The organism is Streptomyces sp. NPDC006552 (genome assembly GCF_040611655.1).
Lineage (GTDB): Bacteria > Actinomycetota > Actinomycetes > Streptomycetales > Streptomycetaceae > Streptomyces.
In genome coordinates, this window is sequence record NZ_JBEXOS010000018.1 from 46,248 (window position 1) to 66,938 (window position 20,691).

The following is a 20,691-nucleotide window of genomic DNA, read 5'->3' on the forward strand; positions in this document are numbered from 1 at the left end:
ACCGGGTGAGGAGTTGTCGTGAACGTGACCTCGGCCACACCATGAGCGGGCACTTCGTCAGTAGCCGCAGAAACGCGAACGACCGCACGGGATGCGGGTCCCGTGCGGTCGCGCGAAGGAGGGGGCGAGACTGGGTCAGCGCATCAACTCTCCCGCGTTCACCAGAAGTTGCTGGCCGGTGATCGCGCGGGAGCGGTCCGACGCCAGGAAGACCGCCGCGTCCGCCACATCGCCGTCCGTGGCCAGCTCGGGCAGCGCCATCCGCTCCGTGAGCCGCGCGAGGACCTCGGCTTCCGGTACGCCCTCGGCGTGCGCCGTGAACTGGACGTAGGCCCGCACCGGCGGGCCCCACATCCAGCCCGGCAGCACCGTGTTGACCCGGACGCGGTGCGGGCCGAGTTCGCGCGCCATCGAGTACATCGCACTGGTCAGTGCCCCCTTGGAGGCCGCGTACGCCGCCTGCCGCACCTGCGACGGCGCGGCGATCGCCGACTGCGTCCCGATGATGACCACCGAGCCGCCGCGCTCCTTGAGGGCGGGCAGGCAGGCCCGGGTCATCCGCAGCGTGCCGAGCAGATTGACGTCGACGACCTGGCTCCAGGTCGTGAAGTCGGCGTCCTCCAGCCCCCCGAAACAGCTGTCCCGGGCGGCGACATGGACCACCGCGTCCACCCCGCCGAACCGCTCCCGCGCCAGCGCCACCAGCGCCTCGCACCGACCCTCGTCGCCGATGTCGGTGGACCGGTACGCGGTCCGGGTGCCGGCCGGGTCAAGGGCGGACGCCGTCTCGGCCAGCCGCGCGTGCGTGCGCGCCCCCAGCACCGCGTTGCCGCCGTCGCGCAGCACCGCCGCCGCGACCTGATGGCCGAGTCCGGCGCCGACCCCCGAGACGAGCACGGTCTTTCCGGCGAGCAGCTCACCGTTTCCCATCGGGCGCCTCCGGGTCTGGCCTTTTTTCTGACGGGCCGTCAGAGTAGGGCCGGTGCCACGACTTCGGAAGCCCGTAGAAGCCCGTAGAAGCAGGGAGCGGCGATGGACGCAGATTCCGGCACTCGCGGCGAGACCTACGCGGAGCTGGCCGCCGTCGGCCCGTACGGGGTGCGCCCGGGGCACGCCCTCATCACCCTGGTGGAACCGCACCCGGGTCACGAGCACGCCTACAACCGGTGGTACGAGGACGACCACTACTACGCCGGCGCGATGGCCATGCCCTGGATGTTCGCCGGGCGGCGCTGGGTCGCCACCCGGGAGCTGCAACTGCTGCGCCGGCCCGCGAGGTCGGCGGTCGCCGAACCCGTCACGGCCGGCTGCTACCTCTCGACGTACTGGATCACCGAGGGCCGCTACGACGACCACATGAGGTGGACCGTCGCCATCAACAAGCGGCTCAACCGCGACGGCCGCGTCCACCAGAACCGCACCCACGTCTTCACCGCCTTCCAGGACCACGAGGCGACGGTCTACCGGGACGGCGCCGCCGGCCCCCGCGACCACCACGCCCTCGACCACCCGTACGCGGGCCTGGTCCTGGAGGTCGTCGACGTGGCACGGGCCGAGCGACGGCCCGCGCTCCTGGAGTGGCTGCGCTCGCACCACCTGCCGAAGGCGCTGGCCGGGTCGCCGGCCGCGCTGGTCACCGTCTTCCGGCCGACCCCGCTCCCCGGGGACCGGATGACGTACGTGAAGCAGGTGGAGGGCGTGGACACGCGGCTGACGCTGCTGTGGTTCCTGGAGAGCGACCCGCGCGCATGCTGGGCGGAGCGGTTCGCGGGGCTCGGGGAGGAGGTGGCGGGGGCCGGGCTCGGCGCCCGGGTCGAACTGCTGGCGCCGTTCGTGCCGACGGTGCCGGGGACCGACCGGTATGTCGATCAACTGCGCTGAGCGCGCGGGGAGCGCTCCGGAAAATGCCGAGCCCCCTCGGCCGGGACGGCGGGCCAGTCGAGAGGGCTCCCACGGTGGTGCTGGTCTTGCCGGTCGTGCTGATGGAACTGGTGGGTCATATGTGCTTGTTGTGCCGTTCGTCCGTTCAGAACGAGCCCGTGCTCACCTCGTGCACGAACGTGTTCCACGTCTCGGGGCCGAATCCGATCGACGGGCCGTGCGTGACCTTCGAGTCCCGCACGGCGATCGCGTGCACTTCAGGAGACTTGACCTCTACGCACGCACCGTTTCCGGTGGAATACGAGGATTTGGTCCAGGATTCGGTGGCACCCTGCTGAATAGCCATGTTCGCTCCGGTCTAGCCAGTGGTCGAATTGCATCCCCGCCCGGAGGTCCAGAGCGGTTCCCGCCAACGATGTCGTCTTGATGGCGTGATCGACGCTACTCGCCAAGGGGGGTGCGTGAAGCGGGCATTCACCCGACCGGATGGCATATTCCATGTGAGTCTTCCCTTTCCCGGAGGCGGACGGTACCGTGCCGCGCCTTTGCCTCGGAGGCACGAAATCCGGGGCCGAGAAGGGGTGGAGGGTGCCCACCGGGCACGGCCGCGCCGGTGCGGGGCGCGACCGGCCGGATCAGCGGGCGTACTCCTTGGCGATGTCCGAGATGAACTGCCGCGATTGCTCCACATTCAGCGCCTGGGCCCGCAGATGCTCGTACATGACGCTGTATTTCTGCACGTCGTTGGCCTTCTCCAGGTAGAGGTCGCTGGTGACGCCCTCGATGTAGACCACGCTGGAGTCCGCCGCGTCGGGGAACTCCAGGATCGCGTACTGCCCGTTCAGCCCCGGGTGCGCGCCCATCTCGAACGGGATCACCTGCACCGTCACGTGCGGCAGCTGCGACTGCTCGACCAGGTGGTCCAGCTGCTCCCGCATGATGTGCCGGCCGCCGACGCCCCGGCGCAGCGCGGCCTCGTCCAGCACGGTCCACAGGCGCAGCGGGTTCTCCGGCGCCTGGATGCGCTCCTGGCGGCGCATGCGGACCTGGACGCGCTTCTCGATGTCCTGCTGGGTCGTCTCCGGCAGCGCGCCGTTGATCAGCGCCTCCGCGTATCCCCGGGTCTGGAGCAGGCCCGGCACGACCTGGGGATCGTAGACGCGCAGGCTCGCGGCGTCGGTCTCCAGGCCGATGTAGACGCTGTACGGGATGTCGCCGAAGGAGTGCCACCAGCCCTGCTGGCGCGAGTCCTTGGCCATTTGCATCAGCGAGTCGACGATCCGGTGGTCCTCGACCTCGTACACCCCGCACAGGTCGCGTACGTCGCGCTGGCTGATGCTGCGCCGCCCGTTCTCCAGGCGGCTGATCTTCGACTGCGAGACCAGCAGGCGCTCGGCGACCTCCTCGGCGGTCATGCCCTTGAGCTCGCGGAGCCGACGCAGCTCCTGGCCCAACCGGCGTCGCCTGACGGTGGGATTGACGTTGGACGCCACGGGACGTGCACCTCCGGCTGCGTGCATCTTTTTGTACGTTGCGTATTTCTACGTTGCGTATCTGCTGCTCAGCAGATTGCCACTCGGGGGCGGCCCGCCGCTGGGAAACACCGGATGTGTGTGCGGAGGTGCGCAGCGCAAACGCGAACGCGCGGGGTGATGACCCGGGCCGTCCTGCGGACCTCGGAGCATCACCCCGCGCGGTACAGCGGCTCCCGGACCGGATCGTGGGGACTGCGGTGCGGCGCTGGTGCGGGTGTTCGTGGTGCGGTCGTGCCGGGTGTGCCGCCTCAGTGGGCCACGGCGCGTGCCATGGAACCGTGCCGTGGCTGCATCGGAACGCCCCTGGCGGGCTCCGGTGCACCCCGGCCCGCCGGGGCGGCGGGCGAGCGGCGCGGCGCGGCGGCCACACCGTTCTGGACGTCCATCACGGCGTGCGCCACGAGGCCGCCCATCGGGTCGTGCCTGATCAGGTCCCGTAGCCGGGAGCGGGACGAACGTCCCTCGTTCCCCGGATACAGGTGCTTGCCGAGTCCGACCGCGTGGGCCAGCGCGGCGAGCGCCGCGGTCCGTGGGTCCGGTGGCACACCGGTACGGATCGCTGAATCCAGCCGGGACCTGATCTCCCGGCTGATCGCCGTCTCCGTCGCCTGATAGCGAGTCGTCGGCAGTACCCCGCACATCTGGCCCGCCACGGCATGCACCATGCCGCACCGCTCCAGGTGCGAGAGGTAGGTCTGGCGCAGCCCGAGACGCGGCCCGCCAATCCAGTGGACCGCCCGTACGGGAGCGCCACGCCTTCGCAGCAACTCCAACGCGCAGTCCAGAGTCGGATCTCCGGTCGGCCGTGGTGCCACCACGGCGATACGATCCCCGTCTGGGGCTATCCGTCCGGCCAGCGCCAGCTCTACTAGCTGTGCTCCGGCCAGACCTAGGTCGAGCGACTGCGGCTGTGCGGTGGTACCCGTGGTCGGGTCCAGCGCCAGCAGCAGAAGCTCCTCCGGAAGTGTTCTGCGGCTCCTGCCCATCCATGCCTCCCCGCGTGGATGAATGACAGGGTGACCCCTCTCACATTGGTCTGTCGAGGGTGCGTGGTGGCTTTGGACGGGAACCAGTAGGTATGTCGTTCTCGTCTACCACGAGGGTTAAGCCCCCACACAGGACACTGGTACATGGTTCGGACAGGGCCGGACAGGCATCGGCCTGTCCGGCGCTCAGTGGTGAAGCGGTCGAGGAGGCATCGGTGGCGGGGACCCCGGACAGGTCGGGCGAAGAGCGGAAGACGTCGGGCGGCCCGGCCCCGGACGAACGGGACCCGCGCCTCGCGGTGGCGCGGGAAACCCCGTCGGCGTCGGGCGTGGATCAGGCGACGGCCGTCTTCTCGGTCCGTGACGTAGCGGAGGCGAAGAAAGGTTCTGGCTCCGCGGGTGAGCCCTCGGATGCGGGGGAGGCTGCCGCGGGTGGTTCCGGGGCCAGGGCCGGGGCCGATGCGGGTTCCGCGCCTGCGGAGGGGGCCGGGGACGCGCGGCTGCGGGATGCGGTGGCTGCGTGGGTCTCCGGTGGTTCCGCGGAGGGGGCCGATGGTGCCGGGAGCGGGGCTGACGCGGGTCCGGATGCCGGTTCCGGGGACGGTGGCGGCTCGGGGCCTGGTGGCCCTGCCGCGGCCTCTGGCGCCGTTGAGGAGGCCGTAGCGGGCTCCGACGCCGTCGGGGGCGCGGAGTCGGCTCCTGACGCCGGTGCTACGGCTGCTGGGGGCGCCGCAGCCGAGCGCGCTGAGGGCAAGCCCGGTGTGGCCGAGCCGGTCAGCACCGAGGGCGCCGGGTCCGGCGGGGCGGGGTCTGCCGACGCCGAGAGCAAGCGGGGTGAGCCGAAGGCGGCTGGGGTGGCCCAGCCTGCTGGGGCAGAGTCCGTCAGCACCGAGGGTGCCGAGCCCGGTGGGGCGGAGTCTGCCGACGCCGAGCGCGCCGCGAGTAAGTCCGGCGAGCCGGAGTCCGACGAGGCGGCCCAGCGCGCGGGGGCCAAGCCCGCCGACGCGGAGCCGGACGCGCCGAAGCCGGTTGACGCCGAGGGCGCCAAGCCTGCCTGGCCGAAGGCCGCTGGGTCCGGGCCTGCCAAGGCCGTGGCCTCTGAGGCCGACGCGTCGAAGCCTGCCCGGTCCGCGGACACCGAGTCCGACGCGTCGGAGCCCGCCGGGGCCAAGGGTGTCGAGCCTGCCGACGCCGAGCCCGTCGATGCCGAGGATGCCAAGCCTGCCTGGCCGAAGGCCGCTGGGTCCGGGCCTGCCAAGGCCGTGGCCTCTGAGTCCGACGCGTCGGAGCCCGCCGGGTCCGTTGGCGCCGAGTCCGACGCGTCGGAGCCCGCCAAGTCCGCCGACGCGGAGCCGGACGCGTCGAAGCCCGCCGGGGCCAAGGGTGTCGAGCCTGCCGACGCCGAGCCCGTCGATGCCGAGGATGCCAAGCCTGCCTGGCCGAAGGCCGCTGGGTCCGGGCCTGCCAAGGCCGCGGCCTCTGAGTCCGACGCGTCGGAGCCCGCCGGGGCCAAGGGGGCCGAGCACTCCGAGGACGCCAAGCCCGCCTGGCCGAAGGTGGCCCCGGCCGGGCCCGTCAAGAGTGCCGGCGGCAAGCCCGACGCGTCGAAGTCCGGTGCCTCGAAGCCCGCCTGGGCCAAGGACGCCGAGTCCGACGCACCCGAGCCCGCCAAGGGTCCCACCGGCGGACCTGGTGCTCGGGAGGGGGATCAGGCCACGACCGTTTTCAAGGCCGTCGCACCCCCGGTCGACCAGCCCACCACCATGCTGAAGTCGCCGGCCGGTAAAGATCCCAAGGCCCCCAAGGACACCGGCGCCGCGCAGCGGCCCGCCGAGACCGACGCCGAGCGGACCAGCCGTTTCGTCCCGCTTCGGCCGCTCGACGACAAGGCCACCGCCGCCGCCGCGACCGGCGCCGCCCAGTCCGCGGAACCGGCCGCCCCGGAGCGGACCACGCAGCAGCCGCTGCCGCCGAAGCCGCCGCTGGACCTGCTGGCCGAGCTGACCAACACCCCGCCGCCCCCGGAGACCCGGGTCCGCACCACGGTGCGCCGGTTCAAGATCTGGACGCCGCTGGTGCTGCTCCTGATCGTGGTGTTCGCAGTCGTACAGGCCGTGCGGCCGCTCCCGGCGCCGACGCTCGACCTCACCGCCAAGGAGTCCGTCTCTTTCGAGGGCGCCAAGCCGTCCGTGCCGTGGCCCGGCCAGGGCCAGGCGGCGATGGACGTGAACGGCATCGGCACGTTCGGCACGTCCGGCGCGCAGAAGCCCGTACCGATCGCGAGCATCGCCAAGGTCATGAGCGTCTACCTCATCCTGCGCGACCACCCGCTGAAGACCGGCGAGAAGGGGCCGAAGATCCCGGTCGACGCCGCGGCGCAGAAGCACTACGAGACCGGCAAGGCCGGCAACGAGTCGGTGGTGAAGGTCACCGAGGGGCAGCAGCTCACCGAGTACGAGGCGCTGGAGGCGGTCATGCTGCCGTCCGCGAACAACGTCGCCAAGCTGCTCGCCCGCTGGGACACCGGCAGCTCCTCGGAGGACCAGTTCGTCGACAAGATGAACAAGACCGCCAAGGAGCTGGGGATGACGCACACCACCTACACCGACCCCAGCGGCCTCGACAAGACGACCGTCTCCACCGCCGGGGACCTCGTGAAGCTCGGCCGCGCCGCGATGGAGAACCCGGTCTTCAAGGAGATCTCCCGCCAGCCCAGCTACGTGGACCTGAACGGGGACAAGCAGAACAACTTCTTCGGACTCGTCCCCACCGTCGCCATCGGCATCAAGACGGGAACCACCACCGCGGCCGGCGGCAACATCCTGTTCGCGGCCGAGAAGAAGGTCGGCGGGAAGACCCAGACGATCATCGGTGCGGCGCTCGGCCAGTACGGGCGCAACGGCACCGCCAACATCGACGAGGTCACCGGCGTCGTCCAGCGGCTCATCCAGGCGGGACAGAGCGCGCTCACCGCCAAGACCATCGTGCGCAAGGGCGAGGTCGTCGGCGAGGTCGACGACGGCCTGGGCGGCACCACCCCAGTCGTCGCCACGAAGGACGTCTCCGCGGTCGGCTGGTCCGGTCTGACCGTCCGGCTGGCGCTGGACGAGAAGAAGGGCGCGACGATCCCGCACACGGCGAAGGCCGGCACCGAGGTCGGCGTGCTGAGCGTGGGCGACGGCAAGAACGACGCCGTCGAGGTCCCCGTGGCGCTCCAGAAGGACCTGGCCGAGCCGGGCTTCGGCGCGAAGATCAAGCGCGTCGCCTAGCTCCGCCGTGGGAGGCCGGTGCACCGGCCTCCCACGGGGCCCGCGCGCGTCCCCTCCGCGGGGCCCGCGCGCGGCGCCCGTGCTAGCGTCGCGAGACCGGGGCAGGACCGGGACGTTCCCTCGGTCGCGGACGACGGTACGTACGGGGAGTGTCAGCAGTGACCACAGCGGAGCCGACGCGCGCCGACGACGCCGAACCGGGCGCCGGCCAGGTACGAATACGGCCCCAGGCCGAGCCGCCGCCCCAGGAGGAGCCCCCGCCCGCCGCGGCCCCGGCCGGCGGCGGCGCCCGCTGGACGGCCCGGGCAGCCCAGCACCCCGTCCTCGTCGTCACCGCCGTCGCCGCGGTGCTGCACGTCATCTGGTTCTTCACTTTCGCGAACAGCGGCGGTGACCTCGCCGCGCAGGACGCCTGGGCCGAGTTCGTCGGCCGGCACCCCGACTCCGCGTACAACCTCGCCTGGTACGGCGGCATGCACCCGGTCTCGTACAGCGTGGTGTCGCCGTATCTGATGTCCGTGCTGGGCGTGCGGACGACCATGATGATCGCGGGCACGCTCTCCGCCGCCCTGCTGACGCTCCTGCTGATCCGTACGCGCGCCGTCGCCAGGCCGCTGGTGCCCGCGCTGGCCGGCGTCTTCGCCCTGCTGTGCAACGCGGTGTCGGGGCGCGTCACCTTCGGGCTCGGCATGATGTTCGGGCTCGCCGCGGTCGCCGCCGTCTTCTGCTGGCCCCACCGCTGGCGCTACAAGCGGTGGGCGAAGGCCGCCGCCGCCGCGTCGCTCGCCGGGATCGCCACGGCCTGCTCGCCGGTGGCCGGCCTGTTCGTCGGGCTCGTCGCCGTCGCGCTCTTCCTCCAGAAGCGGCGGCCGGGGGCGTACGCGCTCGGGATCGCGCCCGCCGTCGTGGTCGGGCTGTCGGCGTGGCTCTTCCCGTTCTCCGGGACGCAGCCGATGTCGTTCTGGTCGACGCTGCTGCCGGTGGCCTTCGGCATCCTCCTGTGCGTGCTCGCGCCCAAGGAGTGGAAGACGGTCCGTATCACCTCGGCCGTCTACACCCTGTCCGTGCTGCTCGTCTGGCTGATCAGCTCGCAGATCGGCTCGAACATCACGCGGTTGCCGATGCTCTTCGCCGGCGTCGCGCTGCTCGTCGTGCTGCCGTTCACCGTGCCGCGCTCGCGCAGGTGGTACGTCACCGTGCTCGCCTTCGCCGTGCTGACCGGCTGGATCGGGTTCAAGTCGGTGGACGACATCGTCCACACGACGCCCGCCGCCTCCTGGGCCCGCGAGCTCGCCCCGCTCGTCAACGAACTCCAGGAGGTCAAGGCCGAACGCGGCCGCGTCGAGGTCGTGCCCGCGCGCTCGCACCGCGAGGCCTCCGCGCTCGCCCCGTACGTGAACCTGGCCCGCGGCTGGACCCGGCAGGCCGACATGAAGCGCAACCCGCTCTTCTACGACGACACGCTGAACTCGGCGAACTATCACGAGTGGCTCAGGCGCTGGGCCGTGCACTACGTGGTCCTGCCCAAGGGCGAGCCGGACGGGGACGGCGGCCAGCGCGAGCGGGAGCTGGTCCGGCGCGGGCTGCCCTACCTCGAACAGGTGTGGGGCGACGCCAACTGGCAGCTGTTCGCCGTGACCGACCCCACGCCGCTGGCCGAGCCGCACGCCGTGGTGGACGCCGCCGAGCAGGCCGAGCTGACCATCGAGGTGACCGAGCCGGGCTCGGTCCTCATCCGGGTCCCGTACTCGCCGTGGCTCGCGGTCGTCGACGCGGACGGCAAGGCGCTGGAGGCGCCGCAGGAGACCGAGGCGTCGAAGCGGGCGCGGGAGAGCGACGAGGCGGCGCCCAAGCGGTACGCGAACGTGCACGGGTGTCTCTTCGAGACGGACGAGGACGACTCCGGGGACCAGTGGACGCGGCTGGTCGCTCCGCGGGCCGGGACGTATCACCTGGCGGCGCCTTACAAGTGGTGGTCGCGGGGGACACCCTGCCCGGAGGAGCTTCGGTAAGGGGGGCTCGGCCTCAGATCTCAGCGGCAGATGTCCGTTGCCGGGCGGATCGTCGCCGGGGTCGTGGGGGCCGCTATCTGGGTGCGGACCGTTTCCAGCTGCGCGAGGAGTTCGGTCAGCGTCCGCTCGTCGGGGCTGCGGAAGTACGTCAGGACCGCGCGGTAGAACGCGTCGCGCAGCACCGGCGCCATCACGTCGGAGGCGTCGAAGCACAGCGTGTTCGCGTCGTCGGTGAGGTAGGAGGCGATCTCCTGCGCCGCCGCGTTGTCCTCGGGCCGCGGGTCCGAGCGGTCGGGGAAGAACGGGCGCAGGTGCGGTCGGGCCGCCCGCGACCACTGGGCGCGGCCGCCCTCGCTGGTCAGCTGCTTCACCAGCTCCTGCGCACCCGGGTTGTCGGTCAGCACGGCGGCCATGTCGCCGGACACCTCGAACGCCTTCTTGTACGCGGGTGAGCCGTGCAGGAAGCGGGCGGCCGGCTCGACCCGGATGTCGGCGCGCGGCGCGTACACGAACCGCACGAACGAGCCCTGGTGCTCGTGCGTGCAGCCGGGCAGCGAGCCGCCGAGCAGCCCGCGCGGCTCGCCGGCCGGGTTCCGCGGGTCGGCCGTGCCCCAGAACGACAGGGTCAGGGAGCGCTCCACCGCGGCGGCCGAGCGCGGGCCGCCCGAGGCGAGCAGCCCCGCCCAGGTGGTGAAGGCCCGCCGCACCGCGGGGGACTTCGCCCAGTCGAGCTGTCCCGTGGCCCACTGTGTATAGGTGGCCGGGCCCGCCTGGTGCAGCAGGATGTCCTCGACCCAGTCGGTGCCGGGCCAGCCGGACGTGGCCTGCGCCGCCATGGCGACGCACCACCGCTCAGGGGCGCCCGCGGCCCGCGTCCTGCTCCACATCAGGCTCTTGAGGTCGACCTTGAGCGGTACCCAGTACGTGCGGCGGCGGCCGCCGACCATGAGCGTGGGGGACCAGGGCGGGTAGGCGCGCTCGGCGGTCGACGGGTCGAGGGGCTTCAGCTCGTCGCGGGCCGCGTACTCGGTGAGTTCGCCGATGCTGTTGAGGATCGCGACGTCCGGCGGTGCGCCGGCGGCGAGCTGTGCGACGAGGGTCTCGCGCAGCGAGCGGGTGCCCTTGTAGACGTACCGGTGCCCGGAGCCCTCGGACAGCTCGCGCAGGACGCTCTCGAACGCGGCGCCCTCGGGCCCGGTCCACGGGCCGAGCACGGTGACCTGGGTGCCGGCGCCGCCCGCGCAGCCGCCGCTGAGCGCGGCCAGCCCCACCAGAGCGGCGACCAGCATCGCGTGCAGGGCCCGCCGCGTGCGGTGTCCGTGCCGAGGCGCGGCCGTCACGCGGTGCTCCCGGCCCGGCCGACGACCAGGTACTCGCGCCGGTAGGCGTGCAGTGCCCCGGCCGTCACCCCGGCTGCCAGCAGCCCGGCCGGCAGCACCCAGCCCGCGGCCGCCCCGACGTCCCCGAACCGGCCCTGCCCGACGGTGCGCTCCATCCGGGCCGTCACCGGGCGGATCTCCGTCGGCGCGGGCGCGGCCAGCGGGTCCCGGTCCGCGGCGACCTCCACCTCGGGCGCCGCCCGGTCGGCCAGCACGTCCGCGTACGGCACAGCGTCCCGCTGCGCGCTCCACGAACGGACCCCGTCGGCGACCGCCCACGGCACCAGGAGCAGCGGCAGCGCGGCGGCGAGCAGCGGCACGCTCACCCGGATCCGCATCCGGCGGTGGAGGAAGACGAGCGTGCGCCACAGGCCCACCACCAGCAGGGTGAAGGCGGTCAGCGAGACCGCGACGGCGGCCAGGACGCCCGGGCCGAGCGCGGCGCGCTCGTCAAGGCGGTGGCGCAGCTCGCGCTCCAGAGCGGCGATGCGGTCGACGACGGTGGTGGCGTCGACACCCCGCGCCGCCCCGCACGGCGGGTAGGGGGCGCTGCGGTCGGTGGCCGGTTCGGCGGTGGTCTGCGAGCACAGCATGCTCTGCGCGTACGAGAGCCCGGCCTTGCGCAGCGTCGGATCGGCCACGTTCGTCCTGGCCCAGGCGATCCACTCCTCGTAGCCGTCGATGAGCCCGGAGACGACGTCGAGTTCCTGGCGCTGCGCCGCGCCGAACGCGCCGCCGCGCGAGAGCCGGGCGATGTCCTGGGCGGCGGCGCCGGTTCGGGCGGTGTAGCGGGGGCCGAGGCCGGAGAGCTCGACGGCGTGCCCCGCGTCCAGGCTGACCTCGGCCTCCCGCTGGGCGATCCGCAGCGAGATCCTGGCGTCGGCGAGATCGCCCAGGGCCGGGGCGAGCTGGGCGCGGATGTGCGCGGCGTCGTCCCGGACGTCCGTGTAGGCCCAGCCGAGCGTGGCGAAGGCGACGGCGGTGAGCAGTGGCAGCGCGATCAGCCGGTCGCGCAGATAGGCGCGGTTGCGGACCCGGCCGGCCGGCGGCCACACCAGACGGCGCAGGACGAGGGCCCAGCGGGGCACCGGCGGGCGCGGGAGCCGCCTCATGGCCGCCGCCGCGGCCAGGGGCGGAGCAGGGCGGACAGCGGGCGCCGCCCGCGGTAGTGGCGCAGCGCCAGCGGGCGCACCACATAGGCGCGGTCCAGGAGCCGCTCCACGATCCCGTCGGCGCCCGGCAGCTGTGCCGAGCGGCCCGTCTGGCGCGCGAGGAACAGGTAGCAGCCGGAGAGGTCCTCGGCGAGCGCCCGCTCGGTGGCCGGGAAGGCGAGCCGCGCCCCGGCGTCGCGCGCCTCGCCGTCGCGGACCGCCGCCTGCCGGGCCAGCTGCCGCAGCCCGTCCGCGGGGACGACCCCGCCCGCCACGAGCTGTTGCGCCGCCTCCCACACCTCGGCCTTCATCCGCACCCGGGCCTGTTCGTCGGTGAGGCCGTGCTCGGTGAAGAGCCGGGCGAGCCGGGTCAGGGCGGCGCCGAGCGTGTCGGTGCCCGCGGCGTACTCGACGGCGATCCGCACCGTCGCCGTGCGGGCGGCGGTGCGGTGCCGGGAGTGCTGCGGCACCGCGTCGAGCGCCTCGGTCGCGGCGGCGCAGGCGCGCGGCCCGCCCAGCGCGAGCCGGGCCCGGGCCGCCCCGAACGCGGCGCTGCCCAGCGACGGATTGCGCAGCCGTACGGCCTCGTAGAGGGTGAGCGCCTCGTGGTGGCGGCCGAGCCGCTCGGCGCAGTGGCCGAGGGCGAGCTTGGGCGCGTACTCGCCGGGGATCGCGCCGTAGACCCGGTCGAAGTGGTCGCGGGCCGAGGCGGCGTCGTCGCGGGCGAGGGCGAGGAGGCCGCGGTGCCAGTCGATACGCCAGTCGCGCCGCGCGCGCTGCGGGCCGAGCGCGTCGGCGGCGCCGGCCAGCTCCTGCCCGGCGAGGAGGAGACCGGCCTCGTCGGGTTCGGCGCGCAGCGCGACGCGCAGCCGCAGCCGGCAGCGCAGCAGCCGCACCTCGACGGAGTCCCGCCAGTCCGCCGTGTGCTGGAGCAGCGCGGCGGGGTCGGCGTCGGCGAGGCGGCTCAGCCCGGCGTGGTGGTCGTCGTGCGGGTCGGGCCGGGGCACCGGAAGGCGGGCCGCGGCGTCGGCGGCGGCGGGCGGTGCGTGCAGCGGCCCCGGCGGGTCCTCGCCGGGTGGGACGGCCCACCGGGGCAGGGCGGGCGCGGTGCCGAGGCCGCCGTCCAGGGCGTAGGGCGACTGGAGGAACAGCGGCGACGGCTCGAACGTCTCGTCCCGGGTGCGCAGCGAGCGCAACTCCCGCCACACACCACGCAGTTGCACCTCCATCTCGCGGGCGTCGGCGAACCGGTCGGCGGGCGTGGAGCGGGTGGCGCGGCGCAGCACGCGGGCCAGCGAGAGCAGGCCGAGGCCGGCCGGGGCGGGGGTGGTCGTCGTGCGGGCGGCGCGGGCCGCGAGCGGGTCGCCCTCCCGCAGCCGGTCGAGCGCGCCCAGCGGCCCGAGGTCGCGGGTGTGCTCGCCGAGCCCGCACAGGGTGCGCAGCGTCTCGCCGAGCCCGAACAGGTCGTCCTGCGGCTCGCTGGCGCCCGCCACCTCGCTCGGCCGCAGCCGCACGTTCGGCGCGCGGAACCCGTACGTCGTCAGGCCCGGGGCGCCCGCGGGCCGGATCGAGCCGACGTCGATGACCTTGATGGCGGTGCCGTCGTGCATCACGTTCTGCGGTTTCAGGTCGCCGTAGACCAGCGGCGCGGAGCCCGGCGGCCGGACGTGCAGATGGTCCAGGGCGGACAGGACGCGGATGCCGTACGCGAGCACGAACTCGTGGAACCGGGGCCCGCCGAACCGCTCCGGGGCGAGCCGGGCGAGGACGCGGACCTCGTCCAGGTCGAGCCCGTCGACGTAGGGCAGGACGAGGAAGTCGCCGACCGTCTCGTGGGTGCCGTAGTTGAAGACGGGGATGATGCCCTCGTGGTTGAGGTCGGCGAACGCCTGCCGTTCCTCCGCCAGCGCGTGGGCGTAGCGGTCGGCCTGGCGGGCCCGCAGGGTCTTGACCGCGACCTCGCGGTCGTCGACCTTCTCGTCCCGGGCGAGGTACACGTCGCCCGTCCCGCCGACCCCGAGCCGCCGCACCACCCGGTACTGCCCGGCGAGCAGCTCGCCCGGGGCGAGGCCCGGCCGGTCGTCACCGCCGGGCGCGGCGACCGGGTCGCGGGGCCGTATCTCCGGCAGCGCCGACACGTCGGGACCTTCGGCGGGCAGGACGACATCGGCGTCACGCGGCGCGTCCGACGCGGACATGACGATCAGTGGCCCCGAGGAGTCCCCCTCCATGGGGAACCAGAATAGATCCGGACGGCGGAGATCGGCCCCCGTCTGCCGCTGCCGCCCGGTTTCCGTGCGCGGCCCCCGTCCGGGCTCACCACTCGGCGAAGGAGCCGTCGCGGTGGCGCCAGAGGGGGTTGTGCCAGCGGTGGCCGGTCGCCGCGGCCCGTACGACGGCTCGCTCGTCGACCTCGATGCCGAGGCCGGGCCCGGTGAGGCGGGCCATGTGCCCGTCCGTGGTGCCGAAGTCGAAGACGGACGTGTCGACGAGGTAGTCGCCCAGGTCGGAGCCGACGTTGTAGTGGATGCCGAGGCCGGTCTCCTGGATGAACGCGTTCGGGCTCGCGAAGTCCACCTGGAGACAGGCGGCGAGCGCGATCGGCCCGAGCGGGCAGTGCGGCGCGAGCCCCACGCCGTGCACCTCGGCCTGCGCGGCGATCCGGCGCACCTCGGAGATGCCGCCCGCGTGCGAGAGGTCGGGCTGCGCCAGCGCGATGCCCGCGCGCAGCACCGGCTCGAAGTCCCAGCGCGAGTAGAGGCGTTCACCGGTGGCCACGGGGATGCTGGTCGCGGCGGTGAACGCGCCGTACTGGCCACTGAGTTCGGGAAGCAGCGGCTCCTCGATGAACATCGGGCGCAGCGGTTCCAGGGCGCGGGCGAGCTGCTTGGCGAGGGCAGGTGACGTACGCCCGTGGAAGTCGACGGCGACATCGCCGTCCGGCCCCATGACCTCGCGCACGGAGGCGACGCGGTCGACGACGGCGTCGATCTCGCGCGCGGTCTCCAGCTGCCTCAGGCGCCCGCCGACATTCATCTTCACGGCCCGGTAGCCCTGTTCGAGGCGCTCACGGGCGTGCTCGGCGACCTCGCGGGGGTCGTCGCCGCCGATCCAGGAGTACATCCGCATCCGGTCCCGGACGGCGCCGCCCAGCAGGTCATGGACCGGGACGCCGTGCACCTTGCCCTTGATGTCCCACAGGGCCTGGTCGATCCCGGACACGGCGGAGGACAGGACGGGCCCGCCGCGGTAGAAGCCGCCCTTCGTCAGGACCTGCCAGTGGTCCTCGATCCGCAGCGGGTCCTTGCCCACGAGGTGGTCGGCGAGCTCGTCCACGGCGGCGGCGACGGTGTGGGCCCGCCCCTCGACGACGGGTTCGCCCCAGCCGGTGACGCCGTCGGACGTCTCCACCTTCAGGAAGAGCCAGCGGGGGGCGACGAGGTAGGTGGTGAGGGAGGTGATCTGCATGGGGTGCGGCTCCGATCGGGTGGGTGAATCAGCCTCTCCGGCGTCTGAGGAGCGGGGTCCGGGGCGGGGCCCCGTGTCAGTGCGCCAGCAACTCGGCCAGCAGGGAGAGCTGCTCCGGATCCTCAAGGGCCGATCCCACGGCGACGACCCGCGCCCCGGCCTCCAGATACGCGGCGGCGTTCCCCGCGTCGATCCCGCCCGTCGCCACGAACGGCACCTCCGGGAACGGCCCGCGCATGGCCCGGAACCACTCCACCCCCAGCACACTCGCCGGGAACGCCTTCACCCAGTCGCACCCGAGCCCCCGCGCGGCCTGCACCTCACCGGCCGTGGCCACCCCGGGCAGATGCGGCAGCCCGGCGGCGGCACTGGCCCGCGCCACCCCGGCCTCGAACCCCGGCGCCACCGTGAACGCCGCCCCCGCCGCCACCGCCCGCTCCAGCCGCCCGACCGAGGTCACGGTGCCCGCGCCGACGGCCTTGCCGCGCTCGGCCCCGGCCGCGACCACGGCGGCCAGCACCCGCCCGGCCGCCTCGTCCTGCACGGGCACCTCGACGCACTCGATGCCCAGGTCCCAGGCGCGTACGGCCAGTTCGACCGATCTTTCGGCGGACATGCCCCGCAGGATCGCCATCACCGGCACACCGGCGAACAACTCCTCGAACGTCGTGGTCACGGCCGCCATCCCAGCTCCTTGGAGATCGTCTCTGCGGTGGTCATGAGGTCGGGCAGGACAGCGGCCCGCAGCGCGCCGAGGTCCGCCCTCGCCTTGAGCGCGGTCACGGAGACCGCGGCGACCACGTCGCCGCCGCTGTCCCGGACCGGGGCCGCGAGGCAGTTCACGTAGTCCTCGTACTCGCCGTCGTCGACGGCCCAGCCGCGCGCCCGCGTCTCGTCGAGGACCGCGCGGTACGCGGCGGGGTCGGTGACCGTCGTGCCGGTGTGCGGCGCGAAGTCGCAGCCGGCCAGCAGCGCGTCGGCGCGCTCGCGCGGCAGGAACGCGAGGACCGCCTTGGCGACACCGGCGGTGTGCAGCGTCACCGGGCGGCCGATCTGCGCGTAGAGCCGCACCCCGTCCACCGGGTCGACCTTGTCGACGTAGACGATGCGGTCGCCCTCGAGCGCGGCGAGGTGCACGGTGTGCCCGCACCGTCCGCCGAGGGAGCGCAGGTGCTCGCCCGCGATGTCCTTGAGCCCGAACTGCTCTTGGGCGAGGTGGGCGAGGCCGGCGAGCCGGTGCCCGACCGCGTACCGCCCGTCGGGCAGACGGCGCGCGAGCCCGCCCTCGGTGAGCGACTCCAGGATGCGCAGCGCGGTCGAGCGGTGCACGCCCAGGTGCTCGCCGACCTCGGTCTGGGTGCGGGGCGCGCGGGCGACGAACTCCAGGATGTCGATGGCCCGCCGTACGGTCTGTGACACGACGTCAGTTCTCCTCTGCGGCCACGGTCGTGGCGGGTACGTAGTCCTCGATGCTGCGCAGGGTGCGTCCGGCGAGCCGGTGGCCGAGGGCGAGGCGTTCGGCCACCGGGGCGCCGTGCAGCAGGGCGCCGAGGTACCCGGCGGCGAAGGCGTCCCCGGCGCCGACGGCCTCGACGACGTCCACGGCGGGCGCGGCCACGAACACGTTCTGGCCGGCGCTGAATTCGGTGGCGCCGACGGCTCCGTCCTTGACGACGAGAGTGCCGCGCGGCGCGCGACGGCCGGCGAGATGGTCGCGGAGGTCCTCGGCGGTCGGGGTGCCCCACAGCGCCTCGCCCTCGTCGCGGCCGACGAGGACGAGGTCGGCGCGGCGGGCGAGTTCGCCAAGAACGGCGGCCGCCTCACCGCGCGAACTCCACAACATGGGACGGTAGTTGACGTCGAAGGAGACGAAAGTGCCGGTGTCGGCCGCCCGGTCCAGCAGGGTTCGGACGAGTGCGGCACACCCCTCGGACAGGGCGGGGGTGATGCCGGTCAGGTGGAGCAGCCGGGCGCGGGACAGGTCGACGCGGTCGGCGTCGCCGGGTCCCATGCGGGAGGCGGCCGAGCCGGCCCGGTAGTAGTGGACGCGGGTGCCGTCGGGTCCGGGGTCCTTGAAGTAGACGCCGGTCGGGGCCGCCGCGTCGGCGCGTACGCCGCTCACGTCGACACCGCGCGCGCCGACCGCCGCCACGATCCGCCGGCCGAACGGGTCGTCGCCGACCCGGCTCACCCAGGCGGCCCGGTGGCCGAGATCGGCGAGGTACTGGGCGACGGTCGACTCGGCGCCCGCGACGGCGAGCCGCAGCTCGCGGCTGTCTTCGAGCCCGGCGCCGTCGGCGGGCGTGACCTGCGCCATCGTCTCGCCGAGGCAGACCGCGGTACCGGTCATCACCACTCCTCTGTCTTACGTACGCAGGCGCGCGTGTCCCTCGCATTCAGCGGGTGCTTTGCTGCTGCCGCGCAACGGTAGCAGTACTGGTGCAACGAGTGTGCGTATGTTGCAACAGCCTGACCAGCCTGTGCCGGGGTGGGTTGTGGGAGCGGAATCCGGGTGCGGGCGTGGTGCCGTCCCGGCGATGATGCGGAGCATGCCGATCGAGATCACGCACACCATCGAGCCGGGCACGTTCGCCTCGACCACGCAACCGGCCCTGCGCACACCGGACGGCCAACTCCTGCTCCGCGCCTTCGAGTCGGGGGACGCCCCAGCCGTCCACGCCGCGTTCCAGGACCCGGCGCTGCGCTACTGGCACGCCCGCAGCATGGAGTCCCTGGACGAGGCGCGGGCCTGGGCGGAGGCGGCGCGAGAGGGCTGGCAGCGGGAGACGGCGGCCCAGTGGCTCGTGACCCGGGCCGCGGACGGGGCGCCCCTCGGCCGGATGGCGCTGCGCGTGATGGACCTGATGGAGGGCAGCGCCGAGCTGGGTTACTGGATGCTGCCCGAGGCCCGGGGCCGGGGCGTCGCCCCCCGAGCACTGACGGCGGTGACGGACTGGGCGCTGGTCGTGGGCTTCCACCGCCTGGAACTCCACCACTCGACCCGCAACGAGGCGTCCTGCCGGGTGGCGGCGAAGGGGGGGTATCCACTGGAGGGGACGCGGCGCAGCGCCGCGTTGCACAGGGACGGGTGGCATGACATGCATGTCCATGTCTGCCTGGGGTCGTAGGGGCGCGGCCGGCACGACACTGGTGGCGGGGGGCGTACTCACGGCCACCTGAGTACTTGTGCTCTGGGCCGGCGGAGAGGGCCCGACGACGCTGGGCACATGGAAAAGCGCTTCGGTAACCACGTCCCCCAGCTCCTCTCCGTCCTGGTCATGGCCGGGGTGGCGGCCGCGGCGTGGGCCGCCTGGCTGGGCTGGGACCAGCACCGCGACACGCACCCCGACGGTTCGACGACCGGCCCGTACGAGGCCTGGCAGGTGGCCGGCCTCGTGGTGACGCTGCTGATCCCGGCGGCCTGGGCGGCCTCCCGCGGCCACCGGGCCGCCCCGGTGCTGGGCATCACGGCGGGCCTGACCGTCGCCGCGTACGTCGACTGGTCGGACGACTCCAGCGGCCTCTTCGCGGTGGGCGTGGCGATGCTCATGCTGGGCAGCCTGGCGGCGACGGCGGCCGTCACGGCGGTGGTGGCGGGGCTGCGGCGACCCGCGGGCGGGGGTTCGGCGGCCCGGGCAGGCTGACGCCGCACCGTTGACGCCGGGTTCTTTTCCTGTGGGCACGGTGGCGGCCGGGTCCGGGTCGCTACGGTGACGTGGTGAACGCCGATCCCCGAGGTGCCGAGGTGCCGGGAGCCGCTGTGCCCCGCACGGATGTCCCGCGTGCGGAGGTGCAGCCCGCTGGCGTAGGGCCGGTTGAGGTGCGGCCCACCTGCCTACAGTGCTCCGGCATACCGTCGGCCGGGCTCCTGCTCTGCACCGACCCACTGCGTCCGACACGACCGGACCCGCACTTCGCGCCACAGGCCGCTGCGGCACGCCGGTCCGGTGCGCAGGTGGCGCTGGTCGACCATGACGCGCTGCTGGCGGGCGACGCGGAGGAGGCGGTACGGCGAGTCCCGCAGGGCTTCGGGGCGGCCTGGTACCGGGGTTGGATGATGCCGGTGGCGTCCTACGCGGCCCTGGAGACGGCGCTGGCCCGGCGAGGCACGTACCTGTGCACCACGACGCCGATGTACCGGGCGGCGCACGAACTCCCGCACTGGTACGGCACGTTCGCCACGACGACCCCGCCCAGCGCCTACGCGGCCTGCGCCCCGCACCGGCCACCCACCCCAGGGGCGCTGGCGGCGCTGACGGCGGCGTTGCCGAACGGCCCCGGGATCGTCAAGGACTACGTCAAGTCCCGCAAACACGCCTGGGACGAGGCCTGTTACCTCCCCGACCTCACCGACACGGCGGCGGTCCACCAGGTGGTGAGCCGCTTCGTCGAACTCCAGGGCGACGATCTGGCCGGCGGCCTGGTACTCCGCGCCTTCGAACCCTTCGACGCGGCGGCCGGCGAGGCCCGGGTCTGGTGGCTGGACGGAACCCCCGTCCTGACCACCCCCCACCCCGACACCCCGCACCTGCACCCCGCACCACCGCTCGACGCGCTGCGCCCCTTGGTCCGGGCGCTGCCCTGCCGGTTCCTCACGACGGACCTGGCCCGCCGCACCACGGACGGCGCGTGGCGCGTGATCGAGGTGGGCGACGGCCAGGTGAGCGACATCCCGGCCGGGACGGACCCGGCACGGCTGCTCGCTGCGCTGCTGGGGAGTTGAACGGGCCGTGTCGAGCGGGGTCGTATGACCGGGCGGGAGGGGGACCGAGTCACCGGGCCGGAGGGGGACCGAGAGGGACGATGCTCACCGCGCGGTAGTCATACCCGTCCTGCTTGAAGCCGGGCGCTTCCCACGTGAGTTCGACCCGCTGCCCGACGGACAGCGTACGAAAGCCGGACGCCTGGATATCGGCATAGTGCCCGAAGCAACCGCCAGGAGTCTCACTCGAATCAAGAACGCCCCAGCCCTCTTCATCACGCCACTCACGTACGGTCGCAGTCACCATG

General features: G+C 73.6%; 18 protein-coding genes. 6 read left to right on the plus strand and 12 right to left on the minus strand.

The genetic code is table 11. From position 1 onward, the window contains the following. Positions 1 to 135 precede the first annotated feature (135 nt). Positions 136 to 930, minus strand: coding sequence for an SDR family oxidoreductase (locus tag ABZY33_RS13855; protein ID WP_356491756.1), 795 nt, complete (start codon positions 928 to 930; stop codon positions 136 to 138). Positions 931 to 1,032: 102 nt separating this feature from the next. On the opposite strand from ABZY33_RS13855, the gene ABZY33_RS13860 reads away from it, so the two are divergent. After that, positions 1,033 to 1,881, plus strand: coding sequence for a hypothetical protein (locus ABZY33_RS13860; RefSeq protein WP_356491757.1), 849 nt, complete (start codon positions 1,033 to 1,035; stop codon positions 1,879 to 1,881). 145 nt (positions 1,882 to 2,026) lie between these two features. Here the strand turns inward: ABZY33_RS13860 and ABZY33_RS13865 are convergent, their stop codons facing one another. The 3 genes from ABZY33_RS13865 to ABZY33_RS13875 form a co-directional block, all read right to left on the minus strand. Beyond that, a complete protein-coding gene (locus ABZY33_RS13865; protein WP_356491758.1) occupies positions 2,027 to 2,227 on the minus strand; it encodes a DUF397 domain-containing protein in 201 nt (66 codons plus the stop codon). Between the two features lie 289 nt (positions 2,228 to 2,516). Next, on the minus strand, positions 2,517 to 3,374 hold the full coding sequence (locus tag ABZY33_RS13870) for a helix-turn-helix transcriptional regulator (protein WP_356491759.1): 858 nt from the start codon (positions 3,372 to 3,374) through the stop codon (positions 2,517 to 2,519). 290 nt (positions 3,375 to 3,664) lie between these two features. Next, positions 3,665 to 4,402 carry a GPP34 family phosphoprotein gene (locus ABZY33_RS13875; RefSeq protein ID WP_356491760.1) on the minus strand — a complete coding sequence of 246 codons (738 nt, stop codon included), beginning with the start codon at positions 4,400 to 4,402 and terminating at the stop codon, positions 3,665 to 3,667. Between the two features lie 854 nt (positions 4,403 to 5,256). On the opposite strand from ABZY33_RS13875, the gene ABZY33_RS13880 reads away from it, so the two are divergent. Together ABZY33_RS13880 and ABZY33_RS13885 are read left to right on the plus strand one after the other, a co-directional pair. Beyond that, positions 5,257 to 7,671, plus strand: a complete 2,415-nt coding sequence (locus tag ABZY33_RS13880) for a D-alanyl-D-alanine carboxypeptidase (RefSeq protein ID WP_356491761.1) — start codon at positions 5,257 to 5,259, stop codon at positions 7,669 to 7,671. Positions 7,672 to 7,829: 158 nt separating this feature from the next. After that, a complete protein-coding gene (locus ABZY33_RS13885; RefSeq protein WP_356491762.1) occupies positions 7,830 to 9,683 on the plus strand; it encodes an MFS transporter in 1,854 nt (617 codons plus the stop codon). A gap of 20 nt (positions 9,684 to 9,703) precedes the next feature. Here ABZY33_RS13885 and ABZY33_RS13890 read toward each other — a convergent pair whose 3' ends face one another. The 7 genes from ABZY33_RS13890 to ABZY33_RS13920 form a co-directional block, all read right to left on the minus strand. Then, complete coding sequence (locus tag ABZY33_RS13890) at positions 9,704 to 11,023, minus strand: ABC transporter substrate-binding protein (RefSeq protein WP_356491763.1); 1,320 nt, start codon at positions 11,021 to 11,023, stop codon at positions 9,704 to 9,706. Then, complete coding sequence (locus ABZY33_RS13895) at positions 11,020 to 12,174, minus strand: hypothetical protein (protein WP_356491764.1); 1,155 nt, start codon at positions 12,172 to 12,174, stop codon at positions 11,020 to 11,022. The genes ABZY33_RS13890 and ABZY33_RS13895 overlap by 4 nt, the downstream gene beginning before the upstream one ends. Then, complete coding sequence (locus tag ABZY33_RS13900; RefSeq protein WP_356491765.1) at positions 12,171 to 14,444, minus strand: tetratricopeptide repeat protein; 2,274 nt, start codon at positions 14,442 to 14,444, stop codon at positions 12,171 to 12,173. The genes ABZY33_RS13895 and ABZY33_RS13900 overlap by 4 nt, the downstream gene beginning before the upstream one ends. Positions 14,445 to 14,529: 85 nt before the next feature. Next, positions 14,530 to 15,681: a galactonate dehydratase gene (gene dgoD / locus ABZY33_RS13905; protein ID WP_356491766.1), complete on the minus strand. Its 1,152-nt coding sequence runs from the start codon at positions 15,679 to 15,681 to the stop codon at positions 14,530 to 14,532. Between the two features lie 76 nt (positions 15,682 to 15,757). Then, the gene (locus ABZY33_RS13910; protein WP_356491767.1) at positions 15,758 to 16,366 is read right to left on the minus strand and encodes a bifunctional 4-hydroxy-2-oxoglutarate aldolase/2-dehydro-3-deoxy-phosphogluconate aldolase; all 609 of its coding nucleotides are present in this window, start codon (positions 16,364 to 16,366) and stop codon (positions 15,758 to 15,760) included. Further along, the gene (locus ABZY33_RS13915) at positions 16,354 to 17,100 is read right to left on the minus strand and encodes an IclR family transcriptional regulator (RefSeq protein ID WP_356491768.1); all 747 of its coding nucleotides are present in this window, start codon (positions 17,098 to 17,100) and stop codon (positions 16,354 to 16,356) included. The genes ABZY33_RS13910 and ABZY33_RS13915 overlap by 13 nt, the downstream gene beginning before the upstream one ends. 4 nt (positions 17,101 to 17,104) lie before the next feature. Continuing rightward, positions 17,105 to 18,031: a sugar kinase gene (locus ABZY33_RS13920; RefSeq protein ID WP_356491769.1), complete on the minus strand. Its 927-nt coding sequence runs from the start codon at positions 18,029 to 18,031 to the stop codon at positions 17,105 to 17,107. A 199-nt stretch (positions 18,032 to 18,230) separates the two neighbouring features. On the opposite strand from ABZY33_RS13920, the gene ABZY33_RS13925 reads away from it, so the two are divergent. The 3 genes from ABZY33_RS13925 to ABZY33_RS13935 all read left to right on the plus strand — a co-directional run bounded on the left by ABZY33_RS13925 (position 18,231) and on the right by ABZY33_RS13935 (position 20,404). Next, positions 18,231 to 18,809, plus strand: a complete 579-nt coding sequence (locus ABZY33_RS13925) for a GNAT family N-acetyltransferase (protein WP_356491770.1) — start codon at positions 18,231 to 18,233, stop codon at positions 18,807 to 18,809. Positions 18,810 to 18,908: 99 nt separating this feature from the next. Then, entirely contained in the window at positions 18,909 to 19,325 is a 417-nt protein-coding gene (locus ABZY33_RS13930; protein ID WP_356491771.1) for a hypothetical protein, read from the plus strand. 206 nt (positions 19,326 to 19,531) lie between these two features. Then, entirely contained in the window at positions 19,532 to 20,404 is an 873-nt protein-coding gene (locus ABZY33_RS13935) for an ATP-grasp domain-containing protein (RefSeq protein WP_356491808.1), read from the plus strand. Between the two features lie 49 nt (positions 20,405 to 20,453). Here the strand turns inward: ABZY33_RS13935 and ABZY33_RS13940 are convergent, their stop codons facing one another. Continuing rightward, positions 20,454 to 20,690 (minus strand): cold shock domain-containing protein, encoded by a 237-nt coding sequence (locus tag ABZY33_RS13940; protein ID WP_356491772.1) that lies wholly within the window; start codon positions 20,688 to 20,690, stop codon positions 20,454 to 20,456. Between the last annotated feature and the right edge of the window lies 1 nt (position 20,691).

Excerpts from the sequence above, each read along its gene's own strand:
- ABZY33_RS13855 (WP_356491756.1), bottom strand. The coding sequence starts at position 930 with ATGGGAAACGGTGAGCTGCTCGCCGGAAAGACCGTGCTCGTCTCGGGG.
- ABZY33_RS13860 (WP_356491757.1), top strand. The coding sequence starts at position 1,033 with ATGGACGCAGATTCCGGCACTCGCGGCGAGACCTACGCGGAGCTGGCC.
- ABZY33_RS13865 (WP_356491758.1), bottom strand. The coding sequence starts at position 2,227 with ATGGCTATTCAGCAGGGTGCCACCGAATCCTGGACCAAATCCTCGTAT.
- ABZY33_RS13875 (WP_356491760.1), bottom strand. The coding sequence starts at position 4,402 with ATGGGCAGGAGCCGCAGAACACTTCCGGAGGAGCTTCTGCTGCTGGCG.
- ABZY33_RS13895 (WP_356491764.1), bottom strand. The coding sequence starts at position 12,174 with ATGAGGCGGCTCCCGCGCCCGCCGGTGCCCCGCTGGGCCCTCGTCCTG.
- ABZY33_RS13900 (WP_356491765.1), bottom strand. The coding sequence starts at position 14,444 with ATGGAGGGGGACTCCTCGGGGCCACTGATCGTCATGTCCGCGTCGGAC.
- dgoD (WP_356491766.1), bottom strand. The coding sequence starts at position 15,681 with ATGCAGATCACCTCCCTCACCACCTACCTCGTCGCCCCCCGCTGGCTC.
- ABZY33_RS13910 (WP_356491767.1), bottom strand. The coding sequence starts at position 16,366 with ATGGCGGCCGTGACCACGACGTTCGAGGAGTTGTTCGCCGGTGTGCCG.
- ABZY33_RS13920 (WP_356491769.1), bottom strand. The coding sequence starts at position 18,031 with ATGACCGGTACCGCGGTCTGCCTCGGCGAGACGATGGCGCAGGTCACG.
- ABZY33_RS13925 (WP_356491770.1), top strand. The coding sequence starts at position 18,231 with ATGCCGATCGAGATCACGCACACCATCGAGCCGGGCACGTTCGCCTCG.
- ABZY33_RS13930 (WP_356491771.1), top strand. The coding sequence starts at position 18,909 with ATGGAAAAGCGCTTCGGTAACCACGTCCCCCAGCTCCTCTCCGTCCTG.
- ABZY33_RS13940 (WP_356491772.1), bottom strand. The coding sequence starts at position 20,690 with ATGGTGACTGCGACCGTACGTGAGTGGCGTGATGAAGAGGGCTGGGGC.